The sequence below is a fragment of the Tundrisphaera macrotermitis genome, from assembly GCF_051175315.1.
Lineage (GTDB): Bacteria > Planctomycetota > Planctomycetia > Isosphaerales > Isosphaeraceae > Tundrisphaera.
In genome coordinates, this window is the sequence record NZ_CP195100.1 from 4355239 (window position 1) to 4371433 (window position 16195).

Below are 16195 nucleotides of genomic sequence, written 5' to 3' on the forward strand. Positions count from 1 at the left end.
ACCAGACGCGGTCAGGGCTTGAGCAGGCCGGCCGCGTCGAGGAACTCGCGGGCCACCTGCGCGGGGTCGCGTTTGAGCCCATCGACCTGATGGTTGAGGCCACGCATGGTGGCGGCGTCGATCCGGCCGGAGAGCCGGCCGAGGGCGTCTCGGAGCCTGGGGTGGCGCTCCAGGGTCGCGTGGCGGATCAGGGGGACGGCCTCGTAGGGGGGGAAGTAGCGGCGGTCGTCGACCAGTTGCACCAGGTCGAGCGCGGCGACCCGGCCGTCGGTCGAGTCGCCGGCCGCGAGGTCGAGCGAGCCGCCGGCGACCGCCCGGTACAGGAGGTTCCGGTCCATCTCGCGCGGGGCGTGGGCGAAGTTCAGGCCGTAGGCCTTCACCAGGCCGGGGAAGCCGTCGGGCCGGCTCATGAACTCGGGGCCGAAGCCGGGGCGGATCTCCGCCAGGTGCGGGATGAGGTCGGAGATCGTGGCCACGCCCAGCCTTTCGGCCTGCTCCCGCCGCATCAGGATGGCGAAGGTGTTCTCGAACCCCAGCGACGGGAAGGTCTCGATCCCGTCGCGATCGCGGAGGACCGAGGCGACCCGCGCGTGGACGCGGGCCGGGTCGGTCTGGGGCGGCTCCTTGAGGATCGTCGTCAGGGCCGTGCCGGTGTATTCGACGTAGGCGTCCAACCCGCCCCGGGCGAGGGCGTTGTAGCAGACCAATGTCCCGCCCAGGTTGAGCCGGCGGTCGGCCCGGAGGCTGGTGTGGGCCTCGATCAGGTCGGCCATCATGTGGCCCAGGATGACCGGCTCGGCCGAGTCCTTCGAGCCGATCACGATCGGGGCCGGGCCGGCCTGGGGGATCGCGTCCCGGATGGCCCCGTAGAGCCCGGCCGCCAGCAGACCCAGGGCGACCGCGCGGGCCAGGCCGTCGCGCCAGCTGAACCCGCGGGACCGGGTCGGGTCGAGCCGACGCTCCAGCGCCCCCAGGGCGGCGTCGCAGGCCAGGGCCAGCAACGCGGCCGGCACCGATCCCAGCAGGATCAGGCGGGGGTCGGACAGCGAGATCCCGCGATAGATGTAGTTGCCCAGCCCCTCGGCGCCGACCGTGGCGGCGATCGTGGCCATGCCCACCGCCGCCACCGCCGCCACCCGGACCCCGCCCAGGAGGACCGGCACGGCCAGCGGCAACTCCACGATCGAGAGCCGTTGCCAGGGGGTCATCCCCATGCCCAGCGCCGCCTCGGCCACGCCGCGATCGACCCCCTTGAGCCCCAGGATCGTGTTCTTGATGATCGGCAGGAACGAGTAGACCACCAGCGCCGCCAGGGCGGGGGGCTTGCCGATCTGCCCCCGAAACAGGATCAGGAGCACGCCCAGGAGAGCCAGGGCCGGGATCGTCTGCATGACGTTGGCCAGGCCGAGGATCGTCCGCTCGGCCCCCCGCGACCGGCTGGCCAGCACGCCCAGGGGGACGCCGATGGCCACGGCGATCACCAGGGCCTCGCCCACCAGGGTCAGGTGGGCGAGGGTCGCGACGGCCAGGTTACCGCGTTCGGACGCGAGGAGGGTCAACCAGTCATTCATCAGGCGGCCTCACCGGCGATCGGGGCCACGGCCTCGGCGTCCTGGAAGAACGACCGGACGAACGGCGTGGCCGGGTGTTCGAGGAACGCGCGGGCCGGGCCGACCTGGACAATTTGGCCGCCGTCGACCAGGGCCAGGCGATCGGCCATCCGGCAGGCCTCGCGGATGTCGTGCGTCACCAGGATCACGGTCGTCCCCAGCCGGCGCTGGAGGTCGCGGAACTCGTCCTGGATCTCACGACGGGTGATCGGGTCGAGCGCCCCGAACGGCTCGTCCATCAGCAGGAGCGACGGGCCGGTGGCCAGGGCCCGGGCCACGCCGACGCGCTGACGTTGGCCGCCGCTCAACTGGTGGGGGAACCGCAGGCCGATCGCCTCGGGGTCCAGGCCGACCATCCGCAGCGATTGGTCGGACTGCTCGTCGCGGGCGGTGGTCGAGACCCCCTGGAGCCGGAGGACGAGGCCGACGTTCTCGCGGATCGTCAGGTGGGGCATCAGGCCCACGTCCTGGATCACATAGCCGGTCGAGCGGCGGAGGGCGATCGGGTCCCACTCCGCGGTGGATCGGCCATCCACGGACACCTCGCCCGAGGTCGGGTCGATCAGGCGGTTGACCATCTTCAAGAGGGTCGTCTTGCCCGACCCGCTGGTCCCGAGGATCGCCAGGAACTCGCCCTGCGCCACCTCCAGCGTGACCCCCTTCAGGGCCTGGGAGCCGTCCGGGTAGGACTTGGTCACGTCGCGCCAGGCGACGGCGATCTTGGCAGGATCGGGCTGGCTGGGCATGGTCGGGCTGGCTCCCGGGTCGACGCGAAGGGCGTGCGTCGGTACGATCGCCGACGGCCGGCCCGACCATCATGGCCGAACCGAGGCCGATCGGCCACTCCATCGGACGCAAACAGGACGACAGAGCCATGATCCGGTTCGGGATCTGCAACGAGCTTTTTGAGGGCTGGGACTTCGCCCGGGTCTGCCAGACCGTCAAGGCCCTGGGCTATGACGGGCTGGAGATCGCCCCGTTCACCCTGGCCCCCCGGATCACCGACGTCTCGCCGGAACGTCGCCGCGAGTTGCGGTCGATCGTCGCCGACTCGGGGCTGGAGACCATCGGCCTCCACTGGCTCCTGGCCAAGACCGAGGGCTTCTACCTGACCACGCCCAACGAGGCGATCCGCCGCCGGACCGGCGATTATCTGGTCGCGCTGGCCGAGGCGACCCGCGACCTCGGCGGCACCCTGATGGTGCTGGGCTCCCCGAAGCAGCGCGACCTCCTGCCCGGCGTCTCGGTCGAGGAGGCCGACGACTACGCCGCCGAGGTGTTCTCCGCGATCATGCCGGCCATCGGGTCGTTCGGGGTCGACCTCTGCCTGGAGCCTTTGGCCCCGTCCGAGACCAACTACCTGAACACCTGCGACCAGGCGGAAGCCCTGATCGCCCGCGTCTGCCACCCCAACCTCAAGCTCCACATGGACGTGAAAGCCCAGAGCGCCGAGGCGGGCCGGACCGTGCCGGAACTGATCGGCATCCACGCCGCGAAGTCGGGCCACTTCCACGCCCAGGACACCAACCTCCAGGGGCCCGGCATGGGCGACGTCGATTTCGGGCCGATCCTCAAGGCCCTGGTCGACTCGGGCTATGACCGCTGGGTGTCGGTCGAGGTCTTCGACTACACCCCGGGGGCCGAGGAGACGGCGGCGCAAAGCATCGCCACCCTCCGCCGCGAACTCGACCACGCCCTCCATTCCCGCTGATCGACCCGAACGGAACAAGGAGTGTTCCCGATGAGACGGCCGTTCCGAAGGACGACCGGATGGAGCCTGACCGATCGCCCGGCCCAGGGCGGATCGATCCTGACGGTGGTGGGCGGGATCTTCGCGGTCGTGGGCCTCGGCCTCCTGGCCGGGGGCTTCTGGTCCTACCGTTCCTCGCAACGCTTCGTGGCGAAGGCCGCGACGGCGGAAGGGGAGGTCGTGCGACTGATCCGCCAGGAGCAACCCGACCGCGTCAGCTATCGCCCCCTGGTCCGGTTCCGGACCCCGGCCGGCCGGGCCGTCGAGTTCACCCCGGCCACCAGCAGCGACCCGCCCGCGTATGCGGCCGGGGATCGGGTCGAGATCCTCTATGACCCCGCCCGGCCGGAATCCGCATCGATCCGGTCGTTCTTCGACCTCTGGGGCGTGGCCGCGATCCTCGGCCCGCTCGGGTTCGTTTTCTCCGCCATCGGCCTGGGCCTGCTCGCCTTCCGCGTGCGGGAGCGGGCCTCCGAGATCGGCCGGGCCCGGGACCGCGAGGAACTCGATGGCCTGGCCCAGTTCGGCACCCGGGTCGAGGCGAAGGTCCGCGAGGTCCGGTCGGAGCCGGACGACACCTACCGGATCATCGCCCAGTGGCACGACGCCGGCCAGGATCGGGTCCACGTCTTCGAGAGCCGGCCGTTGGGCTACGACCCGGCCGAATTCGTGGGCGAGACGATCGGGGCCTTCATCGACCCCAACGACCCGTCCCGGTATCTGGTCGACCTCTCGACCTTGCCCGCGTCGGGATGAGGCGGGGGACGGATCCGTTAAACCGGGGGGTTTGGCTTCGTTTTGTCGGCCCCCGGGACGCGGCCGCGACTAAGGTTGCGGCACGCCTGGCTTTCGGCCGACCGGCCGCAATGCGATAATTTTGTACAGTATGACCATTGCAACCGCGGCGGTCGCGCTGATAATCTGGCAGGACACGAGGCGGGGCGGAAGGCCCTGCCGGCACGGTTGGGGGCAGCGATGGCCAGGATACGACGGAACGCCAACGGCGTCGGGCATGAGGTCGAACGCCCCAAGATGGTGGTCGAGGATGTTCCCTTGGCCGAGGCCACGCGGGGCCGCTACCTCAACTATGCGCTGAGCGTGATCACTTCTCGGGCGTTGCCCGACGTGCGCGACGGCCTCAAGCCGGTGCAGCGTCGCATCCTGTACGCGATGTGGTCCGACCTCCACATCACCGCCGACGGCCGGTTCATGAAGAGCGCGGCGGTGGTCGGCGAGGTGATGAAGAGCTACCACCCGCACGGCGACCAGTCGATCTACGACGCCCTCGTCCGCATGGCCCAGCCGTTCCGGCTCCGCTACCCGCTGGTCGAGGGGTACGGCAACTTCGGCTCGATCGACGGCGACCCGCCCGCCGCGATGCGGTACACCGAGTGCCGGCTCACGCCGATCGCCCAGGAGCTTTTGACCGAGCTGCGCGAGCAGACCGTCGAGCACCGGCCCAACTACGCATCGACCACCGAGGAGCCGGAAGTCCTCCCGGCGCAGGTGCCCAACCTCCTGATCAACGGGGTGACGGGCATCGCCGTCGGGATGGCGACCAACATCCCGCCGCACAACCTCCGGGAGATCTGCAAGGCGCTCGACGCCCTGCTGGACGACCGCGAACTGCCGCTGGAGAAGCTCACGCAGTTCATCCAGGGGCCCGACTTCCCGACCGGCGGGGTGGTCCTCAACTCGCAGGCCGAGTTGCTGCAGATCTACGCCACGGGGCAGGGCTCGGTCAAGCTCCGGGGGACGTATGAGCCCGACCCGGACAAGCCCAACTTCCTCAACATCAGCTCGATCCCCTTCGGCATCGAGAAGGATGCCCTGGTGGCGCGGATCGGCGAGCTGATCGGCAAGGGGCAGGTGCCGCAGCTGGTCAACGTCAAGGACCTGAGCACCGACGACGTGCGGATCTCGCTGGAACTCCGCCCCGGGGCCAACGTCGACGCGGCGATGGCCTACCTGTTCAAGAACACGCCGCTGCAGACCAACTTCAACGTCAACATGACCTGCCTCCTGCCGGCCGCCGGGGCCGAGGTGGCGGTGCCGGCGCGGCTCGACCTCAAGGCGATGCTGCTCCACTTCCTCGACTTCCGGCTCGACATCGTCACCCGGCGGCTGCGGCACGAGCTGGCGAACCTCCTCCGGCGGATCCACATCCTCGAAGGCTTCGCGATCATCTTCAACAACCTGGACGAGGCGATCCGGATCATCCGCGACAGCAACGGCAAGCCCGACGCCGCCCCCAAGCTCATGGACCGGTTCGCGCTGACCGACCTCCAGGCCGACGCGATCCTGGAGACCAAGCTCTACCGCCTCGGCAAGATCGAGATCCAGGACATCCTCGACGAGTTGGAGGCCAAGCGCAATCGTGCGGCCGAGATCGAGCGCCTGTTGCTCGACGACCCGGCCCGGTGGCAGATCGTCCGGGCGGAGCTGCGGCAGATCGCCAGCGCCTACAAGGACGCCCGCCGGACCCGGATCGACGGCCCGCCGGTCGCCGTGGCGGAGTTCCGCGAGGAAGACTACATCGTCGACGAGGACAGCTGGGTGATCGTCACCCGCCAGGGCTGGATCAAGCGGCAGAAGTCGTTCGTCGACGTGTCGAGCATCCGGGTCCGCGAGGAGGACCGGGTCGGCTGGATCTACCGGGCCCGGTCTCGCCAGACGGTCACGTTCTTCACCGATCGCGGGGTCGCCTACACGATCCGGGCCAACGACATCCCGTCCACGACCGGGCACGGCGAGCCGATCCAGAAGCACTTCGCCTTCAGCGACCAGGAGCACGTCATCGGGGTGATCTGCCACGACCCCCGCTGCCTGCCGGCCAGCCACGGCCCGGTCCCGCCCCCGGCCGAGCCGGTGCAGGGGCTGCTCGGCGGCGAGCTGGCGACGCTCAACGGCGACGGCCCGACCTCGGGCCTGCCTCTGCCCCCCTACGCGATCGCCCTGACCTCGGGCGGCAAGGTGCTCCGGTTCGCCCTGGCGAGCCTGTCCGGGGTGTCGACCAAGAAGGGCCGGGCGGTGGTCCGGCTCGACCCGGCGATCGCCGACGACCGCGTGATCGGGGTCGAGGCGACCGACAACACCGAGTCCGTCTGCCTGGCCACCCGCGACGCCCGCGTCCTGATCTTCTCGGTCGCCGAGGCCAACGTCGTCGCCGGCGCCGCCCGGGGCGTGAGCGCCATCAAGCTGGCCCCCAACGATGCCGTGATCGGCTTCGCCCTGGCCAACAAGAAGCGCGAGGGCCTGACCGTCCGCACCAACCGCGGCGCCACCCAGATCATCCGCGCCACCAAGTACCCCGTCACCAGCCGGGGCGGCCGGGGCAACGGCATCCTCCAGCGCGGGTCGCTCGACTCCGTGATCCACGACGACGCCACGCCGATCCCGCCGATCGAGCAGGTGGGCGACGTATAACGAACGCTCGGAAGACCCGAAAAGTACAATCATGGAATTCGAGCAGGATTTCCTCTACCGGGGCACGACCGATGGATGGCCCGGTACCGACGCGAACCAGACACTTCCGATGACTTGCACTTCGACAGATCCCTATATAGCAACCTGTTTCGCCCTGGAGTGTTCGTCCCGTGGTCAGGCAATCCTCCAGATGGTTAAGCGGCAGACCGTCGCGGTGATCATTGGCAAATCAAACTTCTTTGACCCCTCGGAGAAGGCGGTCAACCTCAAGATCACCCCCTTAAATTTTACGAGTCTCGTAGAATACTCGCTTCCAGCTCAAGAGGCTCGCTCGATCCTTGTCGAATTGGGTTTTGATCGAGTCCCTTATTTGATCAATGGGTTGGGAGTTCTTTTTGACGAGATCAAGAGATATTCCGAGAGTGGCAACGAGCTGTCGGCTTTCCAGCGACGGGAATTCAACAGAGCAGCCATCGGGGAAAATCCATGAGAAGACTTTACCATGAGTTCATCATTAGCGGGATTGTAACCGGCGAATCCGGCCGCATTACCTTCGTCGGCCGGTGCGGCGATTATCCGATCCGCGTCGGGGACACTCTGGATTCCGCCTTCCGTTACCGACCTCGCAAACTTCCTGAGGAAGCCGCACTCGCACCGGAGCTTGTTGAAATCCGACCAATTCATTGGAAGGTGATTCAAATTCATGCCTACGAACAATATCTCCCCGAACTCGGCCCGGGCATGACTGGCTCGTTGACTTTGGAAGGGGCAAGTTTGGCCGGACTCGAACCTGGTTGGATCCTCGGTCAGAAAGATCGTAATGCGGCCATCACTCCCGACTCGCCCAGATATACGGTGAGTGACGGCAATCTGACCCTGATCCTCGATCGGTTGGAGGAGGGTGGATATCACGTGACGACCCCGATCGAGCCGAGGGTGGAGGCCCGGACCACGACAATCGAGGAGGCATTCCGGGAGGCATATACGAGCTTCGAAGAGCTATTGATGGCAGATGCCAAAGCGGCTCATGCCCGGCATTTGGCACGGAATCGCACTTCTGTTGCGAAACCTTCGTGACATCATCTGTATTGTCAACAACTCTGCTCATCTCGGATCGCATTGCCAACTCGCCCTGTTCCAATCGTTGACCGAGATCCCCGCAGGGAAGGATTTTTCGATGGCCACCGGAACGTATAACGCCGAATCGATCACCGTGCTGGAGGGCCTGGAGGCCGTCCGGCGCCGGCCGGGCATGTACATCGGCGGGGTGGACAAGGCGGGGCTGCACCACCTGCTCTGGGAGGTGGTCGACAACGCGGTCGACGAGGTGATGAACGGGCACGCGACCCGGATCGTCGTGACCCTGGAGGCCGACGGCAAGACGATCTCGGTGGCCGACAACGGCCGAGGCATCCCGGTCGACATCCACCCCAAGACCGGCAAGAGCGCCCTGGAGGTGATCTTCACGGTCCTCCACGCGGGCGGCAAGTTCGACAACGACGCCTACAAGGTCGCCGGCGGGCTGCACGGCGTGGGCGCCAGCGTGGTGAACGCCCTGAGCAGCCAGCTGGTCGCCACGGTCCGCCGCGACGGCTACTCGTATCGCCAGTCGTTCCACCGGGGCAAGCCCGACGGCCCGGTCACCCGCGGCGAGCCGGCGCGTGGGACGGGGACCACGGTCGTCTACACGCCCGACCCCGAGATCTTCCTCGACGCCTCCTACGACGAGAAGACGATCGCCGAGCGGCTCGACGTCAAGACCTACCTGAACAAGGGTCTGGTGATCGAGTTCGTCGATCGCCGCAACGACACCCGGGTCGAGTTCCGCCACGACGGCGGCGTCGCCGACTTCCTCGACGCGGTCAACGCCAACCGGCAGGACGTGCGGGTCGCCGGGCTGCCTTTCGTCCTGGAGCGCGAGGACAACGATCTCCGGTGCCACGTTGCCCTCTGCTGGACCGAGGCGACCGACGAGGATGTCCGCTCATTCGTCAACACGATCCCCACCCGCGACGGCGGCACCCACGAGCAGGGCCTGCGTGAGGCGGTGCGGTCTTCGGTCCTCAAGTTCATGAAGGACAACGACTTCATCAAGAAGGGGTTGGAGGTCAAGGGGGAGGATGTCCGCGAGGGGCTGATCGCGGTCCTGTCGGTCTGCGTCCACGAGCCCCAGTTCCAGGGGCAGACCAAGGGGCGGCTGAACAACCCCGAGGTCCGGTCGATGGTCGAGTCGATGGTCCGGCCCAAGCTGGAGGACTTCCTGCTCAAGAACCGGAGCGTGGCCGACGCGATCGCGGCCCGGGTCATCCAGGCGGCCCGGGCCCGCGAGGCCAGCCGCGCCGCGGCGTCGCAGGTCCGCCGCAAGACGCCGACCAACAACCGGCTCAACCTCCCGGGCAAGCTCCACGACTGCGACAGCTCCAACCCTGAGCACTCCGAGCTGTTCATCGTCGAAGGCGACAGCGCCGGCGGGTCGGCCAAGCAGGGGCGCGACCGCGACATCCAGGCGATCCTGCCCCTCAAGGGGAAGGTGCTGAACGCCGAGCAGGCGGGTAAGGCCAAGGTGGTCGACAACAAAGAATTGACCGACATCGTCTCGGCCCTCGGCGCCGGGATGGACGACCAGTACGACGCCTCGCGGCTCCGCTACGGCAAGGTGATCCTCCTGACCGACGCCGACAGCGACGGCCACCACATCGCCACCCTGCTGCTCACCTTCTTCTACCGCCACATGCCGGCGCTTCTGGAGGAAGGCCGGGTCTACCTCGCCTGCCCGCCGCTCTACAAGGTGACCCACGGGCAGGAGACCCAGTGGGCCGCCGACGACGCCGGACGCGACCGGATCCTGGCCCGGCTGCCCAAGAACGCCAAGCCCAACATCACCCGCTTCAAGGGGTTGGGCGAGATGCCGGCCAAGCTCCTCTATGAGACCACGCTCGACCCCGCCCGGCGGCGCCTCCTTCGCGTGGTAGTCCCCGACGACGACCGCCCGTACACCGAGAGCACCGTGTCGGACCTGATGGGCAAGGAGCCCGAGGCCCGGTTCAAGTTCATCATGGCCGAGGCCTACACCGCGAAGGACATCGACATTTGATCTGGCTCCTGGGCCTGCCGATCCCCCCGGCCTTGGTCGTGGTCTTCGCCGGGATCACGCTGCCGGCCGCGCTGGTCGCGGCGTGGATCGGCGCCCGCCTGATCCGCGCCGACCGGGGGCCGGAGCCCGGCGGGTCGCGATCGGCGCGGAGCGTCCTGGGCGGTGTGCTCGTGCTCTACGGCGTCGCCGACGTCGCGACCCTGGTCTATTTCCTCGTGTTCTGGTCGGGCGACCTCGTGCCGGTCCCGTCCTGAGCGTCAGGCCGATGTGATGAACCGGGGTTGGCGGAGTCGGACGCAATGGGATTGGGTCTGTTCCTGGCCGGCCTCCCCTGGACGACCGCCATCGCCATCGCCGTTGCCCTGGTCGCGGGAATCCTCGGGGCCTGGTTCGACCGGTTGGCCGCGCGTCGCGATCCCAGCCGGGCCTCCGGCGTCTTCACCTTCTTCTCGTCGATCTCCTGGATCGTCCTGATCATGGCGCTCAGCGTCGTGAGCGTAGTCCTCTTCTGGCTCTTCGTCCTCCTGTGTGCCCACCTCCGAGGAACGGCCCCCTCGTGACGATCTGAGCTTCAGGTCGTCATCAGGATCTTCCTCGCCCCCTTCGCGGACGCGGCCCGGAAGGCATCCTCGGCCTGGTCGAGCGGGAACGTGGCGGCGATCAGTGGGCGGACGTCGATCGTCCGGTCCCTGAGGGCGGCGATGGCGGGCGGGAACGGGCCGCACCGCGATCCGATCACCCGGACCTCGTCGATCACGATCGGGGCGAGGCTGGTCGAGTGCGGCCCGGCGACCGTGGTCTTGAGGACGACCGTCCCGCAGGGATGGACCAGCCCCAGCGCGGTCTCCAGCCCGGAGGTCGATCCGGTGGCGTCGATCACGACGTCGAAGGAGCGGGCCCGCGACCCGGCATCGGCCAGGGGCAGGGGCTCGATGCCCGGCCCGGCCAGGGCGAGTTTTTCGGGATGCTTGCCCACCAGGGTCACGCCGGCCCCGCAGAGGCGGGCCACCCAGGCGCAGAGCATCCCGAGCTTGCCGTCGCCGACCACCGCGACCCGGACCCCGGCGTTCAGCGCAACCTGCTCGGCCACCCGGAATGCGGCGGCCAGGGGCTCGATGAAGACCGCCTCGCGGTCCTCGATCGCGTCGGGGATCGGGTGGAGGTTCCGCTCCGGGACCGCCACCACGTCGGCCATCGCCCCGTCGTGGTTCAGGATGCCCAGGACGGTCCGGTTCGGGCAATGGTGCGGCATCCCGGCTCGGCAGGTCGGGCAGGCCTCGCAGGCGTTGTTGATCTCGGCCGTGAACCGGCGGCCGGACGCGTCCGCCCCGACGAATTCGTGGCCCAGGATCCCCCGGAAGCCCATGTAGCCCTTGGCCAGCTCGATGTCGGTGTCGCAGATCCCGACGGCCCGGACCCGGAGGAGGACTTCGCCGGGCGCCGGGGTCGGCTCCGCCAGGCCGTTGCGGAGTTCGACCGACGCGCCATCGCAATAGACCCCTCGCATATGATCCTCGCTCCACGCGTCCTGGGCCGCCCCGGGAGGGGGGGGACGGCCGCCCCGGGCGGGGCCGGGGCGATGGAAATTCTACAAAATTGAGGGGGTGGCCGCCTGGTCAAATGAAGCTTGTTTGTCTAGACTTTGGCACGTCGGACGACCGAAGATCCCGCCCACCCCCGATCCATCTCCCCGAAATCTCGCCTCGTTCCGAGAGACGGAGAGATTCGGATCACCCCGGCCGTCCAATCATAGGACCTCGACCCCGCGCAGGTCCGGCGCGGAGGGCCGCCTACCTGACGGATGGGCGAACGCGGGCGGCGGGTTTCGCCGCGTCGAGGCATCGATGGGTCCACCGAGTACCAAGGTAGAGCATGACGACAACGACCGCCGAGCCATCCACCAACGCGGCCACCGTCGCGCACGACGATCACCAGCATAACAGCATCGCCTGGGTCCCCCTGGCCTGGATCGGATTCCTGCACCTGGGGGCCCTGCTGGCCTTCAACCCGGCCTGGTTCAGCTGGCCGGCCGTCCTGCTGTGCGTGGTCCTGCACTGGGTCACCGGCGGGCTGGGGATCACCCTGACGTATCACCGGCTGCTGACCCACCGCAGCTTCCAGACCCGGCCCAAGTGGCTCGAATATTTCCTGACGATCGTGGCCGCCAACGCCTCGGAAGGCGGGCCGATCGGCTGGGTCGCCGACCACCGCCGCCACCATGCCCACTCCGACCAGGATGACGACGTCCACAGCCCGAACCGCGGCTTCGGCTGGGCCCACATGTTCTGGTGGATGACGCCGGACATCACCTCGGTCCACACCCCCGAATACTTCCAGCGCTGGGCGCCGGACCTGATGCGCGACCCGGTGCACCGGTTCATCGACAAGTACTTCATCGTGTTCCCGATCCTGGGGGCCATCGCCCTCTACGCGATCGGCGGGATGCCGTACCTGGTCTGGGGCTTCTTCGTCCGGTCGGTGCTGGTGCTCCACGCCACCTGGCTGGTGAACTCGGCCACCCACATCTGGGGCTACCGGAGCCATGAGACCCGCGACTCCTCGACCAACCTGTGGTGGGTCGCCCTGGTGACCTACGGCGAAGGCTGGCACAACAACCACCACGCCTTCCAGACCTCGGCCCGCCACGGCATGCGTTGGTGGGAGGTCGACACGACCTGGATGACCATCCGCGTGATGAAGATGCTCGGCCTGGCCACCTCGGTCAAGCTGCCCAAGCTGACCCACGCCGCCCCGATCGCCCGGGCCAAGAAGGGCCAGAACACCATGTCCACCGCCCGGTCGGCCGACGGCGAGCCGGAACTGGTCGGCGCCGCGAGCTGACGCGGGGATCGATCGCCTGAACGAACCGGGGCCGCGTCGCGAGGTCATCTCCGACGCGGCCCCGGCCGTTTCGAAGGGCGAGATGTTCGCCGCGGGGATCGGATTCGAGAATGTCGCCGGATCTCCCTTGAAAGGGCGGGGCGGAGCGTCGATGATGGTCCCGACCGACGAATCCAAGCGGCCCTAGCTCAACGGCAGAGCAGGGGACTCATCAACGAAATGGTGGCGCCGGGGGGCAACCTCCGGACGCGATCCGGGTGAATTGCGGGGACCCTAAACCGGGTCGATCGCCCTTCGGGATGATCGCCGGCACGGCAATCCGCAGCCAAGCCTGGCCGGGCTCCGGTGGCCAGGAAGGTTCAGAGACTAGCGGGGTGAGTCCCAACAATAACCCCCGCCGACGAGCGCCCGGCCTCCCTCCGGGAGGGTGAGATAGTCCGAGCCTCGCGGAAACGCGGGGATGCCTCGAATCCCTTGGTTGCAGGTTCGAATCCTGCGGGCCGCATGCCTCCCAGCCGTCCTGCCGAGTGATCCCGCCCGTCGACTCGACCCGACGCATCAGCAGGCGCCCGCCTCAACGCTGGAGGGCGCCCCGGCTGATGGCGGCGGGGTCGCGGGCCAACTTGTCGGCGAAGATGCGGAACGAGGCGATGGCGGGCCGGGCGGCGGCGAGCGCGTCGTTGGCCGAGGCGGCCATCCGGCTCAGGTTGTCGAACAGCTCGGGGTTGGTGACCAGCCTCTGGAGCGAGCCGTTGGGGTTGAGGTGCCCCTTGCCGTCGGACAGGTTGTTGGTCAGCAGGCTGAAGTTGGCCGTGATCCGGTTGAGCCAGAACAGGGCCTGGCCCAAATTGGTGACGGGCGTCCCCTTGCCGGCCGGGGTGCCCAGGTCGGTGAAAACCGGCTTCAGCTCGTTGAGCCCGGCGTCGAGCTTGGCGGAGACCGAGGCCAGGCGGTCGGCGGCCGAGCGGATGTTGGCGGCCGTGTTGGCGTCGAAGGCCCCGTTGAGCTTCTCGCTGGCCTGGCGGATGTTGCTGATCGCCGGGCGGAGGTCCGCCTCATTGGCGGCGATGACCGAGTTGATCCCCTTGGCGGCGACCGAGATGTTCTTGCCGGTCTCGCCGATGGTGGCCAGGAACTCGTCGAGCCCGTCGGCCTTCTTGGCGACCGTGGCGAAGCCGTTGGCCGCCGTCTCGATGGCCGTCAGGGTGTTCCCGGCGCGTTCGAAGGCGAGGGTCGCGGCGGCCAGGGCCTTGGACGGGTCGGCGGCGATGTCGCCGGCGATCTCGGGGGCCGAGGCGGCGGTGTCGCCGATCGCCAGCAGGTCGGAACTGGTGCCCGGGAGCATGTCGATCGACACGTCGCCGATCAGCGATCGGTTGATCTTGGCGATCGAGCTCTTCTTGAGCTTGTACTTGCGCTCGATCGAGAGGACCACCATCACGCCCTCGGTCATGCCGGGGCGGTCGTCGAAGTCGACCGAGATCACCTCGCCGATCCGGATGCCGCTCTTGCGGACCGAGATCCCCTCGCTGAGCCCCGGGGCCTCGGTGTAGCGGACCTTGACGAACCCGTGGTCGCGGAACAGCGACGGCGACTCGCCGAACCACACGATCAACATCGTCAGGACCAGCCCGGCCACGATCACGAACATGCCGATCCGGAACTGCATGACCCGCTCATTCATGGCCGACCTCGTCGCGAGAAGGGCGGGCGGCCGGTGGCGGGCCCGCGTGGTGATCTTGGGGGATGGGCCGGTCGGGGGGCGGGATCATTCCCGGCCCTGGCTCAGTTCGCGGAGGCGTTCTCCGGCCTCGCCGCGCACGAACTGGCGGATCCGCACGTCCTCGTGGTCTTCCAGCCCCTCGGGGGGGCCGTCGTAGAGGATCTGGCTTTCGTCGGGCCGGAGGCGGGCCAGGGGGTAGAGCATCACCACGCGATCGGCGACCTTCAGGACGGTCTTCATCTCGTGGGTGACGACCACGCCGGTGGCCTTCTTGGTGTGCTTGGTCTGGAGGATCAGTTCGTTGATCACGTCGGTCATGATCGGGTCGAGCCCGGTGGTCGGCTCGTCGTAGAGCATGACCTCGGGGTTCAACGCCAGGGCCCGGGCCAGGCCGACCCGCTTCCGCTGGCCGCCCGAGAGTTCGGCGGGCTTCTTCGATTCCAGGCCGGGCGGCAGGCCGACCTCCTGGAGCCGGTCGTGGACGACGCGGATCAGTTCCTCGCGATCGAACATGTCGTGCTCGCGTGGGCCGAAGGCGACGTTGTCGAAGATGGTCAGGCTGTCGAACAGGGCGGCCATCTGGAACAGGAAGCCGAACCGGAGCCGGACGGCGACCAGCTCCGCCTCGCTCATCTTCGACAGGTCGCGGCCGTCGAACTTGACCACGCCGCGCGTCGGCCGGAGCAGCCCGATCATCAGCTTGAGCATGACGGTCTTGCCGCACCCGCTCTCGCCGATGATGCAGAGGGTCTGGCCGCGATCGACCTTCAGGTCGATGTCGCGCAGGACCGTCTGCTGGCGGAACCGCATGGTGATGCCTTGCAGGTCGACGATCGGGCCGTCGCCGGGCGTGGAGGATGTCTCGGGCGCGGCCCTCCTGGTGCTCATAGCAGCCCCGAGGTGTTCGGCCAGATGAAGTAGTACGTGGCGTTCCAGAAGATCCCGATCACGAAGTCGAGGAACAGGATCGCGATGAACGAGTAGACGAACGCCTCGGTGGCGGCCTTGCCCACCCCCTCGGCCCCGGCGCTGGAGTGGAACCCCCGGTGGCAGCTGACCAGCGCGATGGCCGCCCCGAAGAAGAAGCTCTTGAACACGCCGGCCAGCAGGTCCAGGCTGCCGACGTACTCGCGGGAATGCTGCCAGTAGGCGAACGAGTCGACGCCCATCAGCTGGGTGCTGACCACCGCGCCGCCGATCACGCCCATGAAGTCGGCCATCAGCGTGAGCAGGGGGATCAGCAGGACGCAGGCCAGGAACCGGGGGACGGCCAGGTAGTTGATCGGGTTGGTGCCGAGCGCCGACAGGGCGTCGATCTGCTCGGTGACCCGCATCGTGCCCAGCTCGGCGGACATCGACGACCCGACCCGCCCGGCCAGCATGGTGGCCGCGAGCACCGGCCCCAGCTCCTTGACCAGCGAGATGTTGATGACCGAGCCGAGGCGGCTTTCCAGCCCCATCATGGCGAACTGGCTGTGCGCCTGGACGGCCAGCACCATGCCGATGAACGTGCCGGTGATGGCGACCACCGGGACGCTCTGGACGCCGATCGCGTAGAAGCTGGGGACCAGGACCGACCACCGGGGGCGGCGGCGGAACATCCAGCCGATGGTCTGGCCGGAGAACTGGGCCAGCGCCCCGATCTCGACGACCGCGTGGAAGACCTGCTCGCCCAGGCGGTGCACCGGGGTGATGATGGCCGTGTCCTCGGACGCCGATGGCGACGTCGCGGGCATCGGCGGAGAAGCGGT

The 16195-nt window shown here is 68.3% G+C and carries 15 protein-coding genes; 9 read left to right on the forward strand and 6 right to left on the reverse strand.

Going from position 1 to position 16195, the window contains the following annotated elements; translation table 11 throughout:
* Positions 1–11 precede the first annotated feature (11 nt).
* Both TA3x_RS17555 and TA3x_RS17560 read right to left on the reverse strand, forming a co-directional pair.
* Entirely contained in the window at positions 12–1571 is a 1560-nt protein-coding gene (locus tag TA3x_RS17555) for an ABC transporter permease/substrate-binding protein (protein ID WP_435015954.1), read from the reverse strand.
* A complete protein-coding gene (locus tag TA3x_RS17560; protein WP_435015955.1) occupies positions 1571–2356 on the reverse strand; it encodes an ATP-binding cassette domain-containing protein in 786 nt (261 codons plus the stop codon). Before TA3x_RS17560 ends, TA3x_RS17555 begins: the two co-directional genes overlap by 1 nt.
* Before the next feature lie 128 nt (positions 2357–2484).
* Here TA3x_RS17560 and TA3x_RS17565 point away from each other — a divergent pair, with 128 nt between their 5' ends.
* The 8 genes from TA3x_RS17565 to TA3x_RS17600 all read left to right on the forward strand — a co-directional run bounded on the left by TA3x_RS17565 (position 2485) and on the right by TA3x_RS17600 (position 10440).
* Complete coding sequence (locus tag TA3x_RS17565; RefSeq protein ID WP_435015956.1) at positions 2485–3321, forward strand: sugar phosphate isomerase/epimerase family protein; 837 nt, start codon at positions 2485–2487, stop codon at positions 3319–3321.
* A 30-nt stretch (positions 3322–3351) separates the two neighbouring features.
* Positions 3352–4116, forward strand: a complete 765-nt coding sequence (locus tag TA3x_RS17570) for a DUF3592 domain-containing protein (RefSeq protein ID WP_435015957.1) — start codon at positions 3352–3354, stop codon at positions 4114–4116.
* A 219-nt stretch (positions 4117–4335) separates the two neighbouring features.
* Positions 4336–6786, forward strand: coding sequence for a DNA gyrase/topoisomerase IV subunit A (locus TA3x_RS17575; RefSeq protein ID WP_435015958.1), 2451 nt, complete (start codon positions 4336–4338; stop codon positions 6784–6786).
* 31 nt (positions 6787–6817) lie between these two features.
* Positions 6818–7276, forward strand: coding sequence for a hypothetical protein (locus TA3x_RS17580; RefSeq protein WP_435015959.1), 459 nt, complete (start codon positions 6818–6820; stop codon positions 7274–7276).
* On the forward strand, positions 7273–7863 hold the full coding sequence (locus TA3x_RS17585; RefSeq protein ID WP_435015960.1) for a hypothetical protein: 591 nt from the start codon (positions 7273–7275) through the stop codon (positions 7861–7863). The genes TA3x_RS17580 and TA3x_RS17585 overlap by 4 nt, the downstream gene beginning before the upstream one ends.
* A 100-nt stretch (positions 7864–7963) precedes the next feature.
* Complete coding sequence (locus TA3x_RS17590) at positions 7964–9880, forward strand: DNA gyrase/topoisomerase IV subunit B (protein ID WP_435015961.1); 1917 nt, start codon at positions 7964–7966, stop codon at positions 9878–9880.
* The gene (locus tag TA3x_RS17595; protein ID WP_435015962.1) at positions 9877–10134 is read left to right on the forward strand and encodes a hypothetical protein; all 258 of its coding nucleotides are present in this window, start codon (positions 9877–9879) and stop codon (positions 10132–10134) included. Before TA3x_RS17590 ends, TA3x_RS17595 begins: the two co-directional genes overlap by 4 nt.
* A gap of 45 nt (positions 10135–10179) precedes the next feature.
* Positions 10180–10440: a hypothetical protein gene (locus TA3x_RS17600; RefSeq protein ID WP_435015963.1), complete on the forward strand. Its 261-nt coding sequence runs from the start codon at positions 10180–10182 to the stop codon at positions 10438–10440.
* Positions 10441–10451: 11 nt separating this feature from the next.
* Here the strand turns inward: TA3x_RS17600 and TA3x_RS17605 are convergent, their stop codons facing one another.
* Positions 10452–11387, reverse strand: a complete 936-nt coding sequence (locus tag TA3x_RS17605; protein ID WP_435015964.1) for an MDR/zinc-dependent alcohol dehydrogenase-like family protein — start codon at positions 11385–11387, stop codon at positions 10452–10454.
* Between the two features lie 365 nt (positions 11388–11752).
* On the opposite strand from TA3x_RS17605, the gene TA3x_RS17610 reads away from it, so the two are divergent.
* Positions 11753–12721: an acyl-CoA desaturase gene (locus TA3x_RS17610; protein ID WP_435015965.1), complete on the forward strand. Its 969-nt coding sequence runs from the start codon at positions 11753–11755 to the stop codon at positions 12719–12721.
* 574 nt (positions 12722–13295) lie between these two features.
* On the opposite strand, the gene TA3x_RS17615 is transcribed toward TA3x_RS17610, so the two are convergent.
* The 3 genes from TA3x_RS17615 to TA3x_RS17625 form a co-directional block, all read right to left on the reverse strand.
* Complete coding sequence (locus tag TA3x_RS17615; RefSeq protein WP_435015966.1) at positions 13296–14405, reverse strand: MlaD family protein; 1110 nt, start codon at positions 14403–14405, stop codon at positions 13296–13298.
* Between the two features lie 84 nt (positions 14406–14489).
* On the reverse strand, positions 14490–15332 hold the full coding sequence (locus tag TA3x_RS17620) for an ABC transporter ATP-binding protein (RefSeq protein ID WP_435015967.1): 843 nt from the start codon (positions 15330–15332) through the stop codon (positions 14490–14492).
* Positions 15329–16180, reverse strand: a complete 852-nt coding sequence (locus TA3x_RS17625) for an MlaE family ABC transporter permease (RefSeq protein WP_435022387.1) — start codon at positions 16178–16180, stop codon at positions 15329–15331. The genes TA3x_RS17620 and TA3x_RS17625 overlap by 4 nt, the downstream gene beginning before the upstream one ends.
* Between the last annotated feature and the right edge of the window lie 15 nt (positions 16181–16195).